The organism is Bradyrhizobium sp. CSS354, from assembly GCF_029051725.1.
GTDB lineage: Bacteria > Pseudomonadota > Alphaproteobacteria > Rhizobiales > Xanthobacteraceae > Bradyrhizobium.
In genome coordinates this window covers 1-19,990 of record NZ_JAACFU010000041.1, presented here as the reverse complement: position 1 = coordinate 19,990, position 19,990 = coordinate 1, and the positions used below count along the sequence as shown (strand labels likewise).

Genomic DNA, 19,990 nt, shown 5'->3' with positions numbered 1-19,990 from the left:
ACAGCCCGTAAGTGTGCTTGAGCAACAGCAGCCCGATCATGAACCGGGTCTCGATCCCGGGCCGGCCATTCTCGCTGTAGAGCGGCGCGACCTCGCCGTCGATCCAGTCCCAATCGATCTTGCCGGCGAGCTGAACCAGCTCGTGCTTCATGTTGATGATCTGGTCCAGCCGCGCCCGGAACAGATCGTTCGATCCCGTCGTCCTGTGCTTCTTCGGTCGCATCGGCCCCTCCGATGCACACAGAATCATGGTCCGCAGCGAAAGGGAATCCACAAACGAAAATTGCAAGGTTTGGGAGCCTCAAGCCCCCAATCCCTGCAATCTCAAATGCCGCCGCAACCGGAAAACTGACTCCTGCTCAATCGCTTAGTGCCTTGTTCACGGACGACTAATGAGAGCGAGGTCGCACGGAAATGGCTGAAGACATGATCCCCTTGGGCGAGAGGCCGGCAAGCGGGTCGAGAGCTTTGGCGCACTTCAGCAGACGCGATTCGCAAAACTAAGCTTTTCACTGTTCTGAACGGCTCGCTTGTTAACGATGAGCATGACTATTTGGGGGTGACGCCGATAATGTCGGATTCGGTCGCCAGCACGCATTGCGTTTTCTCCTGTTGCCAAGGCGTTCACCGCTGTTGTTGAGGGGGGTATCAGCCGGAATACCCATTGGCTAGCTCGTCCTCAATCCGGTGTAGGGCGTCGGGCCGAAGCCATTGAAATGCTCCTTTTGCAGAATTTCTCCGGTGGCAGGCGGCCTTTTGCAGCCTTTGTGCATCGGTCCGGTTTACCTCTCCCTTCTCATCAGCACTGCCGGTTGGCGGCAAAACCTTTATTGAGTGGGTGCGGGACCCAAAATCAGTACGCAGCCGCACGCGGCTGCCATTGATCGTTATGCCCTATGGCCGCTCATCCTTTAGCGCTCGAATACACCGGAACGGCGGCCTAACAGGACCTCTCAGGACAAATCGAATGGATATCGCGTTCACGAAGGAAGAGCGGGCGTTCCGCGAAGGAGTGCGTCAATTTCTGCGCGACAGCGTCCCGCCGGAGACCCGCCGCAAAGTTATCGAAGGCCGTGGTCTGTCCAGGGACGAGATGGTCGGTTGGACGCGCATTCTGCATAGGAAGGGTTGGGCTGTGCCTGACTGGCCCAGAGAATATGGCGGAACCGGCTGGACGCCGGCCCAGCTGTATATCTTCGGTGAAGAGTTGCAAATGTATCCGGTGAAGGGGCTGCCCGAGTTCGGTACGTCCTTGGTGGGCCCGGTGATTTATACCTTCGGCACTGAGGCGCAAAAGAAATATTACCTTCCGCGTATTGCAAACGGAGATGATTGGTGGTGCCAGGGCTTCTCAGAGCCTGGCGCGGGGTCCGACCTCGCCTCGCTCAAAACACGGGCTGTGCGGGATGGCGATCACTACATAATTAACGGGCAGAAGATATGGACAACTCTCGCCCAACATGCCGACTGGATTTTTTGCCTGGTCAGGACCAATCTGGACGTTAAGAAACAATTGGGTATTTCCTTCCTCCTGGTAGACATGAAGTCGCCTGGAATTACCGTGCGCCCAATCCAGCTGATCGATGGCAGCTACGAAGTCAATGAAGTCTTTTTCGACAACGTGCGCGTCCCCGCCGAAAACCTCGTTGGTGAGGAAAACAAGGGTTGGGATTACGCCAAGTTCCTTCTTGGCAATGAGCGTTTCAACATCGCCACGATTGGCTCTTCGAAAGAGCGTGTCCGCCGCATCAAGGCGCTTGCCACTGTGTGCCGTGTCGGAGACGAGCGGCTGATCGACCAGATTGCGTTTCGAGAGAAGGTGGCGGCCCTTGAGGTTCGCTTAAAGGCATTGGAGATGACGCAGCTTCGGGTGGTGGCTAACGCGTCCAAACGCCAAAGCGTCACTCCAGATCCCGCGAGCGCTATCCTGAAAATCAAGGCCTCGGAAGTCCAGCAGGCGACAGCGCAGCTTCTGATGGACGTCGTGGGCCCCTATGCGCAACCCTACTCGTCAGACGAGGATATCCAGACTCATAACAATTCGCCGATTGGTCCGGATTGGGCCGCAGCTATCGCGCCCGCCTATTTCAATGTCCGAAAGGTCTCAATTTACGGCGGCTCTGACGAAATCCAAAAAAACATCATCGCCAAGGCGATCCTCGGCCTCTGATGCTCTTTGTTGGTCGAGGACCCGAGGCGCAGGCGTCTTCGCTGCGGGCTTAAGGGGGCTGTCACGGCCGGCATTCAGGAGACTTTGCCAATGGAGTTTGATCTTTCGGAGCAGCGGCGGCTTCTCAAGGACAGCGCTGAGCGCCTGATGCTCGAACATTACGGTTTCGACCATTGGCGGAGATACCAGAACGAAAAGGCGGGTTTCAGCGAGACCGTGTGGACGCGCTATGCCGAACTTGGGCTTCTGGCTCTGCCGTTTTCTGAGGCTCATGGCGGCTTCGGCGGCGGCGCGGTCGAGATGATGATCGTAATGGAGAGCTTCGGCCAGGCTTTGATTCTTGAGCCCTATTTCGCGACCGTAGTGCTCGCTGGAGGCGTGCTGCGGTATGGGGCACACGAAGCGCAAAAGGCCAAACTCATTCCGGCAGTTGCAGAAGGGCGGACAAAACTGGCCTTCGCATACGCAGAGGCAAATTCGCGCTACGACCTATTCGACGTAGAGACACAAGCGAAGAAGGACCGCAACGGATGTCGATCAGCGGTGCTAAAGACCTTGTCCTCCATAGTCATAGGGCCGACAAGATCATTGTGTCGGCAAGAACGGCTGGAGGCCGCGTGAAAAGGACGGGATCGGCCTCTTCCTCGTCAACGGCGAGGCGCCGGGCCTCATGCAGCGCGGCTATCGAACACAGGATGGTCTGCATGCGGCCGAAGAGAACGTGCACGTTGAGTCCGCGGATATGATTGGAGATCCCGCGGGCGTATTTCCCGTCATTCTGCGAGTTGCGGGCGAGGCGGTCGCAGCGCTTTGCGCCGAAGCCGTCGGCTGCTTTGCAAAGATGCAATCGATCACGCTCGACTATCTGAAGACACGCCAGCAGTTTGGCAAACAATCGGTTCGGTCCCAAGTGCTTCAGCACCGTGCCGTCGATATGTTCGTCGAACTGGAGCAGTTGCGCTCCATGGCGATGTACGCCGTGATGATGGCAGCCGAAGAGGATGCGATGGAGCGTGCTCGAGCGATCTCCGCGGCGAAGGTCCAAATCGGCCAGTCAGCGAAAGCGATCGGCCAACAGTCGATTCAGTTGCATGGCGGCGTCGGCATGACAATGGAATACAGCGTTGGCCATTATTTCAAGCGCGTCACGATGATCGACACATTGTTTGGAAATGCCGAGCATCATCTCGGACGGCTCGCATCCCTCGGAGGGCTGATGAGTGACCAAGAAAATCGAACACAAAGGGAAGTACTACCGCATGCCTGAGGTCGTAAAACTCGAACGTCATGATGTCATCGCCACTATTACGGTCGACTATCCTCCCGTGAATGCGCTAAGTGCTGCGGTCCGCGGCGGTATCTTGCGTTGTATGAACCTAGCGATCGCTGATCCGAAGGTGAAGGCGATCGTTCTGACATGCGCCGGCCGCACATTCATAGCGGGGGCGGATATCACCGAGTTTGGTAAGCCGCCGCAGCCCCCGACATGGGACGAGTTTATGGCGGTCATCGAGGACTCGCCCAAGCCCGTGATCGCTGCCATCCACGGCAACGCCCTCGGGGGAGGGTTGGAAGTCGCATTGGCTTGCCATTTCCGGGTCGCGACCGAAAACGCCAAACTCGGTTTACCCGAGGTCAAGCTGGGCCTATTGCCTGGCGGTGGCGGAACGCAACGCCTCCCCCGCGCCGTGGGGCCAGAGCTTGCGGTGAAGATGATTGTGGGGGGTGATCCGATCACTGCGCGAGAAGCACTGAATAGTGGCTTGATCGCGGAAATCGTGGGAACTGCTGCGGCCGGCGGGCAAGCCTTCGCCGGCAAGGTTCTGGCCGAGCGGCTGCCGATACGCAAGCTTCGCGACGATGATTCGAAGCTCGCCGCCGCAAAGGCCGACCGCTCGATTTTCACCAACGCAGTTGCCTCAATGACCAGGCGGGCGCGCGGGCTGGAAGCGCCGTTCGCCGCCGCTGGTACCGTCGGTGCTGCGATCGACCTGCCGTTCGAAGAAGGGCTCAAAATGGAGCTTGAAGGCTTCAACAAGCTGCTCCGAAGCGATCAATCCAAGGCGCAACGATACGCGTTCTTCGCCGAGCGTGCTGCCAACAAACTTGCAGGGCTTCTCGAAGGGGCGAGGCCTCGACAGATTGAACGTGTGGCGGTCGTCGGGGCTGGCACCATGGGAGGCGGCATCGCGATGTGCTTCGCCAATGCCGGCGTTTCTGTGACTCTAATTGAGAGCACGGAAGAACAGCTCAAACGCGGCTTGGGCACCATTCAGAGGAACTGGGAGGCATCGGCCGCGCGTGGCAGTATCCCGGCGGACGCTCCCCCCAAACGCATGGCCTTGATTAACGCCGTGGTCGGCCTCAGCAATGTGAAGGATGCGGACCTTGTCATCGAAGCGGTCTTCGAGACGATGGCCGTCAAGAAAGAGGTGTTCGCGCAACTCGACAAATACGCCAAACGGGGCGCGGTCCTCGCCTCCAACACCAGCTACCTGGACATCGACGAGATCGCTTCTGTCACCGACCGGCCGCAGGACGTGCTTGGCATGCACTTCTTCTCGCCCGCCAATGTGATGAAGCTGTGCGAGATCGTGCGCGGACCGCGAACCGCACCGGACGCGCTGATGACCGCGGTTTCGATTGCCCGCCAGATCGGCAAGGCGCCAGTTGTCGTCGGCCTCTGCCACGGGTTCGTCGCCAATCGCATGTACGATCCCGCTTTCAAGCAGGCAGATAAGCTGTTGTTCGAAGGTGCGCTGCCGCATCAGATCGACGCAGTTCTGACCAAATTCGGCATGCCGATGGGACCGTTCGTCATGGGCGATATGGCAGGCTTGGATATTGGCTGGCTTTCGCGCAAGGATCGGGGCGTTAAATCAGAGATCTCCGACGCCCTTTGCGAGGCTGGCCGCTTTGGCCTGAAGGCCGGCAAGGGCTGGTACAAGTATGAGCCCGGCTCTCGCGCGCCAATTCCGGACCCGGACGTTGAGACACTGATTGACGAGACGCTCATTCGCCTGGGCCGAAAGCGCCGAGCCATCAGCGACGAAGAAATTCTCGAGCGCATGATGTATTCGATCGTCAATGAGGGCGCGCACATCCTCGAAGAAGGAATTGCCGCCAGACCGGGCGACATCGATGTGGTGTGGCTGTATGGCTTTGGTTGGCCGGTTTATCGGGGCGGACCGATGTATTGGGCTGACCAGGTCGGCCTCATGCATATCGTCGACCGGCTCGCGTTCCATGCAAAACAGACCAACGATCCCTCGCTTGAGCCGGCATCGCTCATCAAGCGGTTGGCCGCACAAGGCAACGTCTTCGCCTCTCTCGCGTAGTGACGCGCCAAGGACGAGGGTACGATTTCGGCAACAAGGCCAATCACCAAGAAGGAATGCAACGCGATGGTTCGCGATGAACAAGCCTATATCGTCGGTGCATATGAGCATCCCACGCGTAAAGCGCCCGACAAGTCAGTCGCGCAGCTTCACGCCGAATGTGCCGCCGGCGCACTGGCGGACGCTGGTCTGACCAAAGACGACGTTGACGGCTACTTTTCGGCGGGCGATGAACCAGGCTTCCGCCCGGTCTCAATGGTCGACTTCTTGAATCTCAAGGTACGGCATTGTGACTTCACCGATATTGGCGGTTCCGCTCCCTTGCAACACATTGCCCATGCCGCCCAAGCTATTGCGGCCGGCAAATGCAACGTGGCCCTGGTCACATTGGCTGGAAGGCCTCGCAGCGCACCGGTCAATTTCCAACCCGACGTAACTCAGCCGGATTTGCTGTGGGAACGGCCGCTACGGCAAAGCCTGCTGGATATCTATGCCTTGTGCGCACGTCGTCACATGTATGAGTACGGGACCACTAGCGAACAGTTGGCGTGGATCAAAGTCGCTGCTTCTCACCATGCACAGCACAATCCGCACGCCATGCTACGTAAGCTGGTCACGACTGAAGATGTGCTGGCGTCTCCAATGGTATCTGACCCTCTGCACCGGCTCGACTGCTGTGTCATCTCGGATGGCGGCGGAGCCGTTGTAGTGACGCGCCCAGAGATCGCCAAGAGCCTCAAGCGTCCGCGGGTAAAGGTGATCGGGTCGGGCGAGGGCATCCAGGGACAATCGGCAGGTGCGGTCGAGCTTACCGCTTCAGCAGCCAGGCAGTCAGGCGCCATCGCATTTGCCGAGGCCGGTGTGCAGCCGAGCGATATCCGCTACGCTTCGATTTACGATAGCTTCACCATTACCGTCCTCATCGCATTGGAGGATCTCGGGTTCTGCGAAAAGGGCCAAGGCGGTCGATTTGTTGCCGACGGAAACCTAATCTCTGGCGTCGGCCAGCTGCCCTTCAACACAGATGGTGGTGGTCTATGCAGCAACCATCCAGCGATGCGGGGCGGAATCACCAAGGTGATCGAGGCCGTTCGCCAGTTGCGAGGCGAGGCCGATCCCGCCGTGCAGGTCAAGGATTGCGCCCTGGCGCTGGCACATGGCACGGGGTGGCTAATGGGGACACGCCACAGTAGCGCCACCCTCATCCTGGAACGGGAGTAATCACTAATGACGGGCACAGACTTTATTGCACATAGTCCTGAGACAAAGCCGTTCTGGGATGCAGCCGCCGATAGCCGTTTCGTGCTACCACGGTGCCAACAATGCCATAGGACTCACTGGTATCCACGAGGAATCTGCCCGCACTGTCTATCGACCGATATCGATTGGCAGGAGTCTCCAGGGGAGGGCGAGATTCACTCGTTTTCTGTAAACCGCGTGGGGAACGAGCCGTACGTGCTCGCTTATGTAGCCCTTACCGAGGGGCCGATTATGTTGACCAACGTGGTCGGCGCAGATCCGGCCACACTGTCGATAGGTACGAGGGTCAAGGTGATATTCAATGCTGCCGCCTCGGAAGTCCCCGTTCCCCTGTTTGCTGTACGTTAGTACGGGCCAATCGAAATCGCTCGGCTGAAATCCCATCACCTGCCTCTGTCTGCAGTCGAGCAGTCAAGTGCAAACGTCGTGTGACAATGGGTCGACTACGGCCGACCCATGCAGACGAATCCCTTGGCGCCAAGCAAATTCCGCAAGGTAAAACAACGATTCTGGTCATAGGCAGCCGTCGCCGCAACGATGGGAGTTGCCGGACTCCGTGAGCTTCGCGGGTGTGGCCACCGTCGGCGGAAACGCATGAGCTTGCTTCAGAACGGAGCGGAATGGCTTCGCTGGAGAGCATCGCAGCGACCCCTCTGTGAAAGTCCTGCTCACCAGTTCTTAGGGATAACAATTGAAGCTCCAATGCTGACTTCGCCGACCGGTTCAAACTTCAAACGACCTCACGGCTAATAGAAGGTGCGCGGATGAAATCCGCTCATCGAAGCAATGCGGTATCGATCAGACCGATCAAACGTGCAGACGATGATCACACTCCGGCCTCACTGCGCCATAGCGGGAATGAGCCGAAAGAAAACGTCCAGGAGCGGCAACTTGCGCGCCTAGTGGCGCAGCCAACAGGTGGCCGCCCACCGGCTAAGCCTGGACGAGCAATTCATTGTCAAACAGCGTGATGATCTGCACACGGGGCGGTCAGTCAAGCACGCTCCGTTCGATAATGCAGGTGACGAAAACCTCTGGCTTGGCCTGAATTGCGATGATTTTTAGCCGTTGTGCTTCCATTTCGATGAAAACCAGCGCTGGCAAGCAATACATATCTATAAAAGCAGGCGCCGTATGCAGGTGCGTCCCTGCGATTCTGGCCGCGCACCCGTCAGGAAAAAGATCGTGGCCCGGTTTTCGACCGGTTGCCGCGGAAGGGCGAGCGCCAGGCGCGCGGGGGAGGGAAGAGCGTCGATGCCGGGCACGAACAATGCCTTTGTGGAGTTTTCTGGCGTTCAGAAGACGTATGACGGCGAAACGCTGGTCGTTAAGGATCTCAACCTGGAGATCGCTCGGGGTGAGTTTCTGACGATGTTGGGGCCTTCCGGGTCTGGCAAGACGACCACCCTCATGATGCTCGCCGGCTTCGAGGCGCCGACCCAGGGCTCGGCTGGGACTTCGGCAGCGCTGCCCTCATCCAGGGGGTGGTATAGAGGGGAGAGAGTAGACGATGAGAACGCCACTGACGATCGCGAACAGCCTGGCCGTCATCGGCCTGACAGCGGGCATGTTCGTAGCAACGACGGCGGCCCTTGCGGACGAACTGCTCACGGTCACGGCTGGAGGTGGGTCCTTCCAGCAGGTCCTGCGCAAGGTCATTTTTGATCCATTCTCAAAGGCGAGCCGGATCAAGATCAACGAAGCCGAATACGATTACAGCAATGCCAAGATCCGCGCCATGGTCGAAACCAAGACCGTGAGTTGGGACGTGGTCTACGCCAGCGAATCGCAAATCCAGCAATTGTGTGCCGAGGGCACGATCGAGACCATTGATTGGAAGAGGCTCGGCCTCGACCGGACCAAGTTCGAGGGCGACTACACGGAGTGTGGCGTCCCGGTCATCGACTCTGCCACCGTCGTTGTCTATGACAGGGATAAGCTTCAGGACGGCCCGAAGACTATTGCCGATTTTTTCGATCTGAAGAAATTTCCCGGCAAGAGGGGATTATATAAGAGTGCCCCGGTCGAGTGGGCGTTGATCGCCGACGGCGTGCCGGCAAAAGACGTCTATAAAGTGCTCAACACGCCGGAGGGGATTGATCGCGCTTTCAAAAAGCTCGACACAATCAAAAAGGACGTCGTCTGGTGGACGGCCGGCGCACAGCCGATGCAGCTTCTCGCCGATGGTCAGGTCGTGATGACTGACGCCTGGCACGGCCGAGTCTATGATGCGGTCAAGAACTCCGGCAAGCACTTTGAGATCATGTGGGACGCCCCGGTATTGAACGGGAACGCTTGGATAATTCCCAAGGGCACGCCGCGCCCGGACAACGCATACAAGTTTATCGCATTTGCCAGTTCGCCTCAGGCGCAGGCCGGCGTCGTGAACAACACCGCTTACGGCCCGACCAACAAGGACACGATAGCGCTCGTCGATCCGGCGGTTCAGTCTCACCTTCCCAATAACCATATGGGCAATGCTCTGCGGATTGGTTCAAGTTTTTGGAGTGAAAAGGGCGATGAACTCCGCCAACGTTTTACGGCGTGGCTAGCCAAGTAAATCTCGCCAAAGAGATGGCGGCGAGCACATTCGTTGTCTTCGCCATCTCCCCTCAGACCTAGTGAGCGAGACGTCTACAGTGGCATGAAGGCAAATGTCAGACGTTCACACGGAGCGCGTCCGCCCCGCCTCCAAAATAAGTGACCGATCACGATGTTCGCGGATCAATGTCGCCCGGCTGTTGTCTGCTCGATGATGATGGGTAGATTCAGGCCACGGTAGACAAACGTCATCGAGTGCTGAGTCAAGGCTGATGCAGGCCCCGATTACCCGAACTTAAAAGTGAGAGCTATGATTTTCCTCCCCAATTTCTCTACTGATCTGAAGGGGCAGACCGCGGTCGTGACCGTAGCATCGTCAGGGCTTGGCGTGAGGTTTGCCAAGACACTCGCACGATGCGGGTCACGCATAGTGTTGACGGGACGGCGGCTCGAGCGACTCGAGAGCATCGCGGCGGAGATTAACGCGACTGGCGGCAAGGCCATACCGTTGCAGCTCGATGTGACGGATGCCGATCAGTTGACCAAGGTTGTCGCGGAAACAGAGCGCCAACTTGGCCGGTGACAATCCTGGTCAACAATGCGGGTATTTCAGACGCGCAGCGCGCAACCAAGATGCCGATAGACCTGATTGATCGCGTGCTAGACACCAACGTTCGAGCGCCCTACGTGCTGTCCTGTGAGGTTGCGCGCCGATTGATCGCAGCAAAGCTTCCCGGCCGCATCGTCAACATCGCGTCGTCATCGGCCTATTCTTATGGCGGGGAACGGGGCTGCGCTCTATTCGATCAGCAAGGCTGAAGTGGTGCGCATGAGCGAAGCGCTTGCGGTCAAATGGGCGAAATTTAACATCAATGTCAACTCGATCGCGCCGGGTGCCTTCTCGTCTGAAATGATGGATGGCATGCTGCAACGCGTGGGCGACATCACGAAGGGATTTCCGCGGCCGCGCATCGGCAACCCAGCGCAACTCGACAGCACGTTGCTGTTCCTCGTCTCGCCGTCCTCCGACTTCGGGACCGGCACGTGCGTGCGCGTCGACGACGTTCAGGACGGAAGGTAGGTAAACGCCTGCACCACGAGAGGACTTCATATTCAGAATTGTCACTTCCGGTTCGAGCTGACCCACTTCGTTCGAAGCCGCGATAGAATGGTTTCTGAACCGCGTCGCGCTCAAGCTATGCAGCGGCTGTTCAGATACCGATCGTCGGTTTGCGACCAGACGCCACCAACCTTGATTCTGACGGTGAGCTTCTGCGGCAAGACAACGAAAGCCGCCTGATGTGAGCGCTACATGACCTCAACTTGGCGTTTTTCTTCTGTAGGCGTGCGCTAAGCCTGTCCTAGTTCAAGGGGTTTTGGCAGCGGGCGAACGCTAGTCGGGCAACCCGGCTCGAGTGAAGGCGAGGTCGGACGGAAATGGCTAAAAAAATGATTCCCTTGGGCGAGAAGTTGTATCGCCGCGCCCAAGCTACGCCCGACGCGCCGGCGGTGAGTTGCGGCGAGATCAGCCTCACGTGCAGCCAGTTGGAGGCGAGAGCGAACCGAATCGCGCGCGCGCTGCAGAAGCTGGGCGTCAAGCTCGGTGATTTGGTGACCATCGGCTTGCCCAACAGCGTCGACTTCGTCGAAGCCTGCTGGGGCGTCTGGAAGCTGGGCGCTACGCCCCAGCCTGTGTCCTTCCGATTGCCCAGTGCCGAGCTGCAAGCTATTGTTGACTTGGCCGATCCGCCGGTGGTGATCGCCTTGCCGGGTATGGAGACTAATCGGCGACGCGTCACGACCGGCGACCTGCTCGCGCTGTCAGATGATGATCGACCGCTGGAGTCGCGTGTGGCCCCAGTGAAGCAGGCAGCGACTTCGGGCGGCTCGACAGGCAGGCCGAAGCTCATTCTCTCCGGCTTGCCCGGCCTCACCTCGGCCGAACCGACAGATGATCCCGGCGGCTGGTGCTTCCGCGCAGGCGAAGCGGCTCTGATTCCCGCGCCACTCTACCATAACGGCCCGTTCGGATGCGCTTTGGATGCCATAACACATGATGGCCATTTGGTGCTTATGCCGCGGTTCGACGCGGAAGGTGTACTCGCCGAGATCGAGCGGCGCAGGGTGAGTTGGATCTATCTGGTTCCTACTATGATGAACCGGATCTGGCGGCTGCCCGAGGAGGTGCGAGCCCGCTACGACATCTCGTCACTGACGACTCTCTGGCACTTGGCTGCGCCGTGTCCGCCTTGGCTCAAAGAGGCCTTCATCGGCTGGTTTGGGCCGGACGTTATCATGGAGCTCTATGCCGGCACCGAGAGCCAAGCTTGGACGACCATCACCGGACGCGAGTGGCTCGATCATCGCGGCTCAGTTGGCCGGGTGGCTGTGGGTGAAATGAAGGTATTCGACACCGGTGGAAATGAGCTGCCACTGGGCGAGGTCGGTGAGGTCTACATGCGGCGCTCGGAAGGCTCGCAGCCTTCCTACCACTACCGTGGCGCCACGGCCCGCACCCTACCTGGCAGTTGGGAGAGCCTCGGCGACATCGGGTATTTCGACGCGGACGGATACCTGTACCTCGCTGACCGGCGTACCGACATGATCCTGGTCGGGGGAGCTAACGTCTATCCTGCGGAGGTCGAGGCGGCGATCGACGAGCACCCGCTGGTGTTGTCGAGCGTTGTGATCGGCTTGCCACACGAGGACTTGGGGGCGTCCATTCACGCCATTGTTCAGGCTCGACCGGGGCTAACCGCCGACGCGCTGCTGGCGCATCTCGCCGAGAGGCTGGTGACTTACAAGCGTCCCCGCACCATCGAATTCGTCGAGGAGCCTTTGCGTGACGAGGCCGGTAAGGTGCGCCGTACCCAGTTGCGCGACGAGCGTATCGCCCGCATGAAGCCGCTCGAGAAGCAAACGTAATCGGTGCCGTTTCTTTCGAAAGCCTGGCCTGGAGAGGCGAGGCCGGCGACGCATTTGACGCGGTTTCTGCCTACACGACGCGTGAGGCGACATTGCCGCTGATTTGCGGAGGCGACCGAAATTCACCTGCGAAGTGTCTCAGCGCTGAGGGGCGAGACGCGCGGCGCCTCGCGGATCAGTCATGACGGCAATTTCGTTGCCCGAGCAAAGAAAGGATAGCTCGCAGTTCGCAATGCGTGCGTCGTTAGGTCCGAAGCAACCGTGCTTCGGCGTCGCCGCAGTGCTCACGATGCAGACATTTGAGGAGGGTGGGATGGGCCTGTTGGAAGGCAAGGTGGCAATCATTACCGGAGCCGGCGGCGGTCTCGGTGAAGCTTATGCAAAGCTTTTCGCCAAAGAGGGGGCGGCCCTTGTCGTCAACGATCTTGGCAGCTCGCTGGATGGCTCCGGTACGAGCGCCGCTGCCCAAAAAGTGGTGGCCGAGATCATAGCGGCAGGCGGGCGCGCGGTGGGCAATGGCGACGATGTATCCACTCCCGCCGGTGGGGAAAATATCCTCCGGACCGCGATCGATGCTTTTGGCCAGGTCGACATCCTGATCTGTAATGCCGGCATCTTGCGGGACCGGACGTTTTCCAATATCTCGGAGGAGGACTGGGACCTTGTTGTTAAGGTTCATCTGAAAGGAGCCTATTGCTGCACGCTGCCAGTTTGGAAGTGGCTCAGGGACAACGGTCGGCCAGGCGTCATAATTATGACGTCCTCAACGTCAGGACTGTTCGGGAATTTCGGCCAGGCAAACTACGGGGCTGCCAAAGCCGGAATCTACGGCTTGATACGAGTTCTCTCCATCGAGGGCCGCAAGTACGGCATTCGCGTCATGGGCGTGGCACCAAACGCGATTACCCGGATGTGGGCAGACATTCCGGGTCTCCGGGACGGCGAACCCGATCCCATCCTTAGTCCCGAGAACGTTGCTCCAGGCGTGCTCTTCATGGCCTCGGAGTTGGCGGCGGACTATTCCGGCAAGGTTCTCGCTGTGTCGGGGGAAGAGATCGCAGAAGTTAAGATGCTGACGACTGAGGGATTTCATCCCCAAGGCCACTACACGGCACAAGACGTGGCCGCACACGCGTCCTCGGTGTTCTTCCGGGGGGACTTGAAGCGTCTGCCGGCGAAATCTTGAGGAAGCGCTGCCTGGTTTCCCCGAGAGACTTCATTTCTTGTGCCACATTCAACCGTCCTGCGGGGCTGAAGTCATGTTCGCTGTCGTGTGAGACGTTCAATTGCGGCGTAATAGCGCAACGTTCTGAGGATCCTTCATGCCGATTTATTATCCTGACATACCGGAGCAGAAGACGAGCCTCGCACCTTTACCTATGGCCACAAGGACATGGTGTTGTACGCGCTTGGAATCGGCATGGGGCGAGATCCAATGGACGACCGCGAGCTGCCGTTCGTCTATGAGAAGGACATGAAGGTCTTGCCGACCGCTTTGGCAGTGCTGGCGTCGGGTAAAGGAGCGAGTTCCAAGCCGGTACCGAACCAGAGGGCCGGCCTCAAGATCAGCCACTTGAATTGGCTGATGCTGCTGCATGGTGAGCAGAAGGTCGAGTTACACAAGCGGCTGCCGTCCTTCAGCACGTTCACCGGCTCAAACTTCGCGCGCGGAGATGGCGGCTTCGATGGGCCTGCAGAGGGCGCGCCAAAACCGCACCTTGTCCCAACCCGCAAACCAGACCTGGTGATCCCATTGGATACCCGGCCGACCAAGCGCTGCTCTATGCTTAAACGGCGACCTCAATCCTCTGCACTCAGATCCCGGAGTCGCCAAGCGGGCCGGCTTTGCACGCCCGATCCTGCACAGCCAGTGCACATTTGGCATCACTTGCTGGGCTGTGCTGCAGGCGTTCTGCAGTTACGATTCCACGATGATCCTGAGCCACCAGGCGCGCTTTTCGGCGCCGGTGTTCCCGGGGGACACCATCACCGTCGACCTCTGGCAAGACGGAAATGTGATCTCGTTCGAGGCCCGTGTGATTGAGCGCGGCGCGACCGTTATCAAGAATGGCAAGACAGTGCTGCGCACTTAGGCGGCCCGGCAGCTAGGGCGCTGGCAGATCGTCAGTGCCAAGCGATCATTCTGGCGGGAACGTGGGGGCGATCATCAGTACGCTCGTCCGCGCAGCCCCGATTGTATCCAGTCGATGCACTTTTTCCCAAGTGCACGTTGTCGTATTTTCAGATGCTCTTCCAGCAGCCTACATTGAGATTGAAGCCAAGCTAGGAGCATCACTGCAACTGAGGACAGACAGACATTGAGGCTCGCTCGCAGATGCTGGTTCTCGAGCACGGCTGCAAATCCCTTGTTGGCAAGAGCCAGTACAACGGGCAGCGTGCATTATTCAGAGCGCGGCTCGAGGTGCGCGGGACAGCCCCGGGCATATTGGCGACGCGGTAGTGTTGGACGAGATGCTTCGAAGCACCCGCCCTGATCAATCGCAACGTCAACGATCGCCGATCCGCTTCGCATCGAGCTCAACATCTTGTGGCTGACGAGCTTCGGCGGGCTCGCTCCGGGAATGAGCGCAGCTCCGATTACGACGTCCGCAGCAAATGCAGCAAAGACCTCTTCCTCAACATGACCTTGCCCCTTGGGCTTAATCCAGTTTGAAGTTCGTTCTGGCCCAAGCCGAGGACCAGAGCATGAAGCGCAAGCGGTTTACGGAAGAACAGATCATCGGGATTTTGAAGGAGCACGAAGCGGGGGTTCCGGTCGCCGATCTCTGCCGGAAGCATGGTGTCAGCGGCCAGCATCTACAAATGGAAGGCCAGGTTCGGCGGGATGGACGTCTCGGAGGCCAAGCGACTGCGGTCGCTGGAAGACGAGAACACGAAGCTGAAGCGGCTTCTGGCAGACGCCATGTTGGACAATGCGGCGCTGAAGGATCTCGTGGGAAAGAATGTATGACCCGCCCCGCCCGTGCAAGGTCGTTTAATGAGGACGATGCAGTCTGCACAAATGTATCCGGCCTCTTGCAAGTGGGCCGCTGTTGCGGCCAGGCCATGATGAGATCCGCGCGAGATCCGCGCGTGCCTGTCGCGCGGCGATCAGGATGGAAGAGCGCGTCAATCAAGGTGAGAGAGTTTCGCCGGGCTCGTGACGAAGGGAGGGCGTAGCCCGACCGGAGTTACGAGCCCGGCGTCGGCGCGATCCGCTAGGGACCGCGCCGACTGGTGATCGCGGCCGGCAGGTTATGCAAGTGGTTCTTCCGCCAAGAGGAATCACTCGCTTGCCCGGCCGACACATCACAGATCACCAAATGAGGCTCTACATGAAGAACCGTCAGACCGACAGCCCGCCAGTGGCGGCGGCCAAGGCATCATTCAGTGCGGCGACCGCTTATCGGATCGAGAGAGATCCCCGACTTCCGTCGCAAAAGAAGGCTCCCCGCGGCCGGCGACGACCGGACCCGTTGAGCGAGGTGTTCGAGACCGAGATCGTCCCGATCCTGAAGTCGGCACCTGGCTTACGCCCGGTCGCGGTCTTCGAGGAGATGCTCCGACGTCATCCTGATCTCGGCACCGGTATCCGTCGTACCCTGGAACGTCGTATCCGTGCCTGGCGGGCGATCCATGGCGAGGAGCAGGAGGTAATCTTCCGCCAGATCCATGAGCCTGGCCAGCTCGGCCTCTCCGACTTCACAGACATGGGCGAGTTGGGTGTTACGGTCGCGGGCGCTCCGCTGGATCATCGTCTCTATCACTTCCGTTTGGCCTATTGCGGCTTCGAGCATGCTCACGTCGTGCTTGGCGGCGAGAGCTTCGTTGCCCTGGCCGAAGGCCTGCAGAATGCCCTCTGGTCGCTCGGTGGGGCGCCGCGGGAGCATCGGACCGACAGCCTGTCGGCCGCATTCTGCAATCTCGATCGCGATGCACGGGATGACGCAGCGATACGAGGCCCTTTGTGCCCATTACGGCATGCGGCCTTCCCGCAACAATCGAGGCGTGGCCCACGAGAATGGCTCGATCGAAGGGCCCCACGGTCATCTTAAGCGAGCAATCGCGGACGCCTTGCTGCTGCGCGGAACTGTCGACTTCGACGATCTTGTCACCTATCGCGGCTTCATCGATGAGATCGTCAGCCGCCGCAATGCCCGCAACGCCAAGCGGATCGATAGCGAGCGCGTGGTATTGCAGGAGCTGCCCGATCGCCGCACCTCCGACTACGAAGAGGTGATCGTCCGCGTGACGTCTTCGGGCGGCTTCACCCTGCGCAAGGTGTTCTACACGGTCCCATCGCGCCTGATCGGTCACCGGCTGCGGGCACGGCTCTACGACGATCACCTCGACGTGTTCGTCGGTGGCACGCATCTCCTTACCTTGCCGCGCGGGCGGCCGCATCCCAACGGCAAGTACGACCAGGTCGTCGATTATCGGCACGTGATCCATTCCCTGCGGCGCAAGCCAATGGCGCTGCTCAATCTGGTCTATCGGGACAGGCTGTTCCCGCGCGAGGGCTATCGAAGAACCTTCGACCGATTGCGCGAGCGCTTACCGGACAAGAAGGCCTGCCGGATCATGGTCGATCTCCTCGCGCTCGCTCATGAGCGCGGCTGCGAGGCCGAGCTCGCCGATCAGCTCACGGCCGACCTTGACGCCGGCCGACTTCCGAACTCAACCGGCTGCGCGCTCACTTCGCTCCTGACCCCGCCCACCTGCCGAACGTCGTGGTGCAGCTCGCGCCACTTGCCACCTACGAATGCCTCATTGGTGCCGCCGAGACCGGAGGTGCCGCATGAGCGTGGCCAACACCGTTGATATCGCGCGCCTCAATCTGTTGCTCAACGAGCTCCGCCTGCCAGCCATCAAGGTGCTGTGGGCGCAATTTGCCGAGCAATCCGACAAGGAAGGTTGGCCGGCGGCCCGCTTCCTCGCCACCATGGCCGAGCACGAGATCGCCGAACGCGGTCGCCGGCGCACCGACCGTCATCTCGTCGAGGCCAGGCTGCCAGCCGGGAAGACCTTCGACAGCTTCGACTTCGAGGCCGTGCCGATGATCTCGAAGGCGCAGGTGATGGCGCTCGCCGCCGGTGACAGCTGGCTGCGCAAGGGCGCCAATTTGCTCCTGTTCGGGCCGCCCGGCGGCGGCAAGAGCCACTTGGCGGCAGCTATCGGCCTGGCCCTCATCGAGAACGGATGGCGCGTCCTCTTCACCCGCACCACCGATCTCGTGCAAAAGCTCCAGCTGGCTCGCCGGGAGCTTAACCTCGAGGCCGCCATCAACCGTCTTGATCGCTTCGATCTCCTGATCCTAGATGATCTTGCCTACGTCACCAAGGACCAGGCCTAGACTAGCGTGCTGTTCGAACTCATCAGCGCACGCTACGAGCAGCGCTCGATGCTGATCACCGCCAATCAGCCGTTCGGCGAATGGAACAAGGTCTTCCCGGACCCCGCCATGACGCTCGCCGCCATCGATCGTCTCGTTCACCACGCCACCATCGTTGAGATGAACGTCGAGAGCTATCGCAGACGCACCGCGCTCGACCGAAAACGCGGTCCGGGACGGCCGACCTCGCACGCGACACCCAAAACCGTCGCTGATTGACGCTCCGCGACAATCAGAGTTCAACAAAACTCTTGCGCACGACAATCTGCGCGGCAATCATTACTTCGCCGCGACACTGACTCCGCCATCCAGATTGCCGCGCCTTCCCATCCAGATCGACGCGCTACACGTGCCGTTCCCCGGAAAAATGGTTCGGGCTCGAAGCCCGCTTTTTTGCACAGGGTTTACGGCGCGCCGATCGACTGTTTCGTCATCACCTTCACGAACCTCGCAGTCTGGAACAAACGGGATCAGCTAAAGGCCGGATCCCGCCGTTCATAGCTTGCGCCGGGCTTGGTCATCACCACCCATGCGATCCGCGCAATCTTGGCCGCCAAGGCGACGGTGACCTTGTTAGTGTGCATGCGTGCCTGAAGTCCATCAAGCCACGCGCCAAGGCGGAATCGCGAGCGATCAAGATGAGTCACGCAGGAACGGGCGCCATGGATGATCATCCGGCGCAGATATCGATTGCCGCGCTTGCTTATCCCCAGCAGCTTCGTTTTGCCTCCCGTAGGATATTCTCTCGGGACAAGACCTAGCCAAGCTGCCATATCGCGGGCCTTTTTGAACTGGCGGGCAGATCCAGCTGCTGCCAAAAGCGCCGTCCCGGCCAGCGGACCAATGCCCGGGATGGTCATCAATCGACGTGCGGTATCGCTTTGAGAGGCAATTGCCTCAATCTCGCGGTTGACCTCGGCAATCCGCAGCTCCAGCTGCCGCAGCTCGTCAAATGTAGATGCAAGAATGCGACGCATCGCCGAGGTTAGATCATTCGACTGATCGGCCAAAACCCTCGGCAGATCAGCCTTGAACTTGCCGGCGCCCTGGTGAATAGCGATCCCATATTCCAGGCAAAAAGCGCGCATCTGATTGATGAGGCACGTCCATTGCGACATCATCCGATCGCGAACACGATGCAGCGCTTGCAGGTCAATGTGCTCAGGCGACCTTAGCTCGACGAAGCGCATCGTTGGTCTCGTCACGGCTTCGGCGATCGCCGCGGCATCGATGATGTCATTTTTGTTGGACTTCACATATGGCTTCACGAATTGAGCTGGATAAAGCGAACGGTGTGCCCCATGGCGGCGATCTTGCGGGCCAACCATTGCGAGCCGGAGCAGGCCTCCATCCCCACCAAAGCCGGTCCTGCACGTTCGAAGAACTGCAAGAGCGTATCGCGCCGAAAGGTCGCCTTCTGGATCGGCATTCCGGCGGCGTCGAGCCCAACGACGTGGAAAAGGTTCTTGCCAATGTCGATCCCAAACACTGTTGCCGGCCTGGGCTTGTTCCGTGTCCTCATTGCTTCCTCCTTTCAAAAGCCAACTCAGTCTGACTGAGAGGACGGGGCGGGTCATCCCCTGACGCCCGCGGGGAAGCGGAAAGCTGTCGCTCATCTGGTGGATGCCCATGGGATGAGCGAACGGCGGGCGTGTAAAGCCATCGGCTGCTGCCGCATGACCATGAGATACCGGACGACCCAGGCTGACGATACCAGCCTTCGCCAACGCATGAGGGCGATCGCCCAGGAGCGCCGCCGCTTCGGCTATCGGCGGCTGCATGTTCTGCTCAGGCGGGAGGGTTATCTGATCAACCATAAAAAGCTGTTCCGGCTCTATCGGGAGGAGAAGCTAACGGTGCGCCGCCGTGGTGGGCGCAAGCGGGCGATCGGGACCGGGGCGCCGATGCTGGTTCCGATGACGCCGAACGACCGGTGGTCGCTCGACTTTGTGTCGGACCAACTGACCTGCGGCCGCCGCTTCCGGATCCTGACCGTCGTCGATGATTGTACCCGCGAGTGCCTGGCGCTGGTGGCCGACACCTCGCTCTCCGGCATTCGCGTGGCGCGGGAACTGGACCGGCTGATGATCGAGCGCGGCAAGCCCAGGATGGTGGTCAGCGATAACGGCAGCGAACTCACAAGCAACGCCATCCTGGTGTGGGCCGACCAAAGCCGTGTCGAATGGCACTACATCGCGCCGGGCAAACCCATGCAGAACCATCGAGAGCTTCATGTATAGACGTATATGGACCCCGCCCGATTGCAACGACTGGCTTGATCAGGATCGACGGCCACAACTGCTGACGTATATCCGGCTTCTTGATGCGGCTGGACAACGTCTCCGCCGCGAGCCTCGATGGTTT

9 protein-coding genes and 10 pseudogenes are annotated in these 19,990 nt (G+C 59.6%); 16 read left to right on the top strand and 3 right to left on the bottom strand.

The window, feature by feature from the left end; all coding sequences use genetic code 11:
• Nucleotides 1-223 (bottom strand): annotated as a pseudogene (locus tag GWG67_RS37725) (IS5/IS1182 family transposase); the annotation flags it as partial.
• A gap of 744 nt (nucleotides 224-967) precedes the next feature.
• Here GWG67_RS37725 and pimC point away from each other — a divergent pair.
• The 12 genes and pseudogenes from pimC (at nucleotide 968) to GWG67_RS39010 (ending at nucleotide 14,327) form a co-directional block, all read left to right on the top strand.
• Nucleotides 968-2,170 (top strand): pimeloyl-CoA dehydrogenase large subunit, encoded by a 1,203-nt coding sequence (pimC, locus tag GWG67_RS37720; RefSeq protein ID WP_275174712.1) that lies wholly within the window; start codon nucleotides 968-970, stop codon nucleotides 2,168-2,170.
• A 90-nt stretch (nucleotides 2,171-2,260) separates the two neighbouring features.
• A pseudogene (locus GWG67_RS37715) lies at nucleotides 2,261-3,437 on the top strand (acyl-CoA dehydrogenase family protein).
• Nucleotides 3,430-5,508, top strand: a complete 2,079-nt coding sequence (locus tag GWG67_RS37710) for a 3-hydroxyacyl-CoA dehydrogenase NAD-binding domain-containing protein (protein ID WP_275174715.1) — start codon at nucleotides 3,430-3,432, stop codon at nucleotides 5,506-5,508. The pseudogene GWG67_RS37715 and the gene GWG67_RS37710 overlap by 8 nt, the downstream one beginning before the upstream one ends.
• Nucleotides 5,509-5,574: 66 nt before the next feature.
• Nucleotides 5,575-6,729: a thiolase domain-containing protein gene (locus GWG67_RS37705; RefSeq protein ID WP_275174711.1), complete on the top strand. Its 1,155-nt coding sequence runs from the start codon at nucleotides 5,575-5,577 to the stop codon at nucleotides 6,727-6,729.
• Between the two features lie 6 nt (nucleotides 6,730-6,735).
• Nucleotides 6,736-7,116 carry a Zn-ribbon domain-containing OB-fold protein gene (locus GWG67_RS37700; protein WP_275174710.1) on the top strand — a complete coding sequence of 127 codons (381 nt, stop codon included), beginning with the start codon at nucleotides 6,736-6,738 and terminating at the stop codon, nucleotides 7,114-7,116.
• Nucleotides 7,117-8,022: 906 nt separating this feature from the next.
• Nucleotides 8,023-8,208 (top strand): annotated as a pseudogene (locus GWG67_RS37695) (ATP-binding cassette domain-containing protein); the annotation flags it as partial.
• Nucleotides 8,209-8,278: 70 nt separating this feature from the next.
• Nucleotides 8,279-9,328, top strand: coding sequence for an ABC transporter substrate-binding protein (locus tag GWG67_RS37690; RefSeq protein WP_275174709.1), 1,050 nt, complete (start codon nucleotides 8,279-8,281; stop codon nucleotides 9,326-9,328).
• Between the two features lie 291 nt (nucleotides 9,329-9,619).
• Nucleotides 9,620-10,128, top strand: a pseudogene (locus GWG67_RS37685) (SDR family NAD(P)-dependent oxidoreductase).
• A 10-nt stretch (nucleotides 10,129-10,138) separates the two neighbouring features.
• Complete coding sequence (locus tag GWG67_RS37680) at nucleotides 10,139-10,390, top strand: SDR family oxidoreductase (protein WP_275174714.1); 252 nt, start codon at nucleotides 10,139-10,141, stop codon at nucleotides 10,388-10,390.
• A 356-nt stretch (nucleotides 10,391-10,746) separates the two neighbouring features.
• The gene (locus GWG67_RS37675) at nucleotides 10,747-12,234 is read left to right on the top strand and encodes an AMP-binding protein (RefSeq protein ID WP_275174708.1); all 1,488 of its coding nucleotides are present in this window, start codon (nucleotides 10,747-10,749) and stop codon (nucleotides 12,232-12,234) included.
• Between the two features lie 313 nt (nucleotides 12,235-12,547).
• Complete coding sequence (locus tag GWG67_RS37670) at nucleotides 12,548-13,420, top strand: SDR family NAD(P)-dependent oxidoreductase (RefSeq protein ID WP_275174713.1); 873 nt, start codon at nucleotides 12,548-12,550, stop codon at nucleotides 13,418-13,420.
• Nucleotides 13,421-13,991: 571 nt separating this feature from the next.
• Complete coding sequence (locus GWG67_RS39010) at nucleotides 13,992-14,327, top strand: MaoC family dehydratase (RefSeq protein WP_342761083.1); 336 nt, start codon at nucleotides 13,992-13,994, stop codon at nucleotides 14,325-14,327.
• Between the two features lie 221 nt (nucleotides 14,328-14,548).
• On the opposite strand, the pseudogene GWG67_RS37660 reads toward GWG67_RS39010, so the two are convergent.
• Nucleotides 14,549-14,875, bottom strand: a pseudogene (locus GWG67_RS37660) (alanine dehydrogenase); the annotation flags it as partial.
• Between the two features lie 65 nt (nucleotides 14,876-14,940).
• On the opposite strand from GWG67_RS37660, the pseudogene GWG67_RS37655 reads away from it, so the two are divergent.
• From GWG67_RS37655 to istB, 3 pseudogenes are all read left to right on the top strand, one after another.
• Nucleotides 14,941-15,196, top strand: a pseudogene (locus GWG67_RS37655) (transposase); the annotation flags it as partial.
• 295 nt (nucleotides 15,197-15,491) lie between these two features.
• Nucleotides 15,492-17,036, top strand: a pseudogene (istA, locus tag GWG67_RS37650) (IS21 family transposase).
• Nucleotides 17,033-17,845: pseudogene (gene istB / locus GWG67_RS37645) on the top strand (IS21-like element helper ATPase IstB). The pseudogenes istA and istB overlap by 4 nt, the downstream one beginning before the upstream one ends.
• A gap of 251 nt (nucleotides 17,846-18,096) precedes the next feature.
• On the opposite strand, the pseudogene GWG67_RS37640 reads toward istB, so the two are convergent.
• Nucleotides 18,097-19,148, bottom strand: a pseudogene (locus GWG67_RS37640) (IS110 family transposase).
• Nucleotides 19,149-19,206: 58 nt separating this feature from the next.
• Here GWG67_RS37640 and GWG67_RS37635 point away from each other — a divergent pair.
• Nucleotides 19,207-19,845: pseudogene (locus tag GWG67_RS37635) on the top strand (DDE-type integrase/transposase/recombinase); the annotation flags it as partial.
• Between the last annotated feature and the right edge of the window lie 145 nt (nucleotides 19,846-19,990).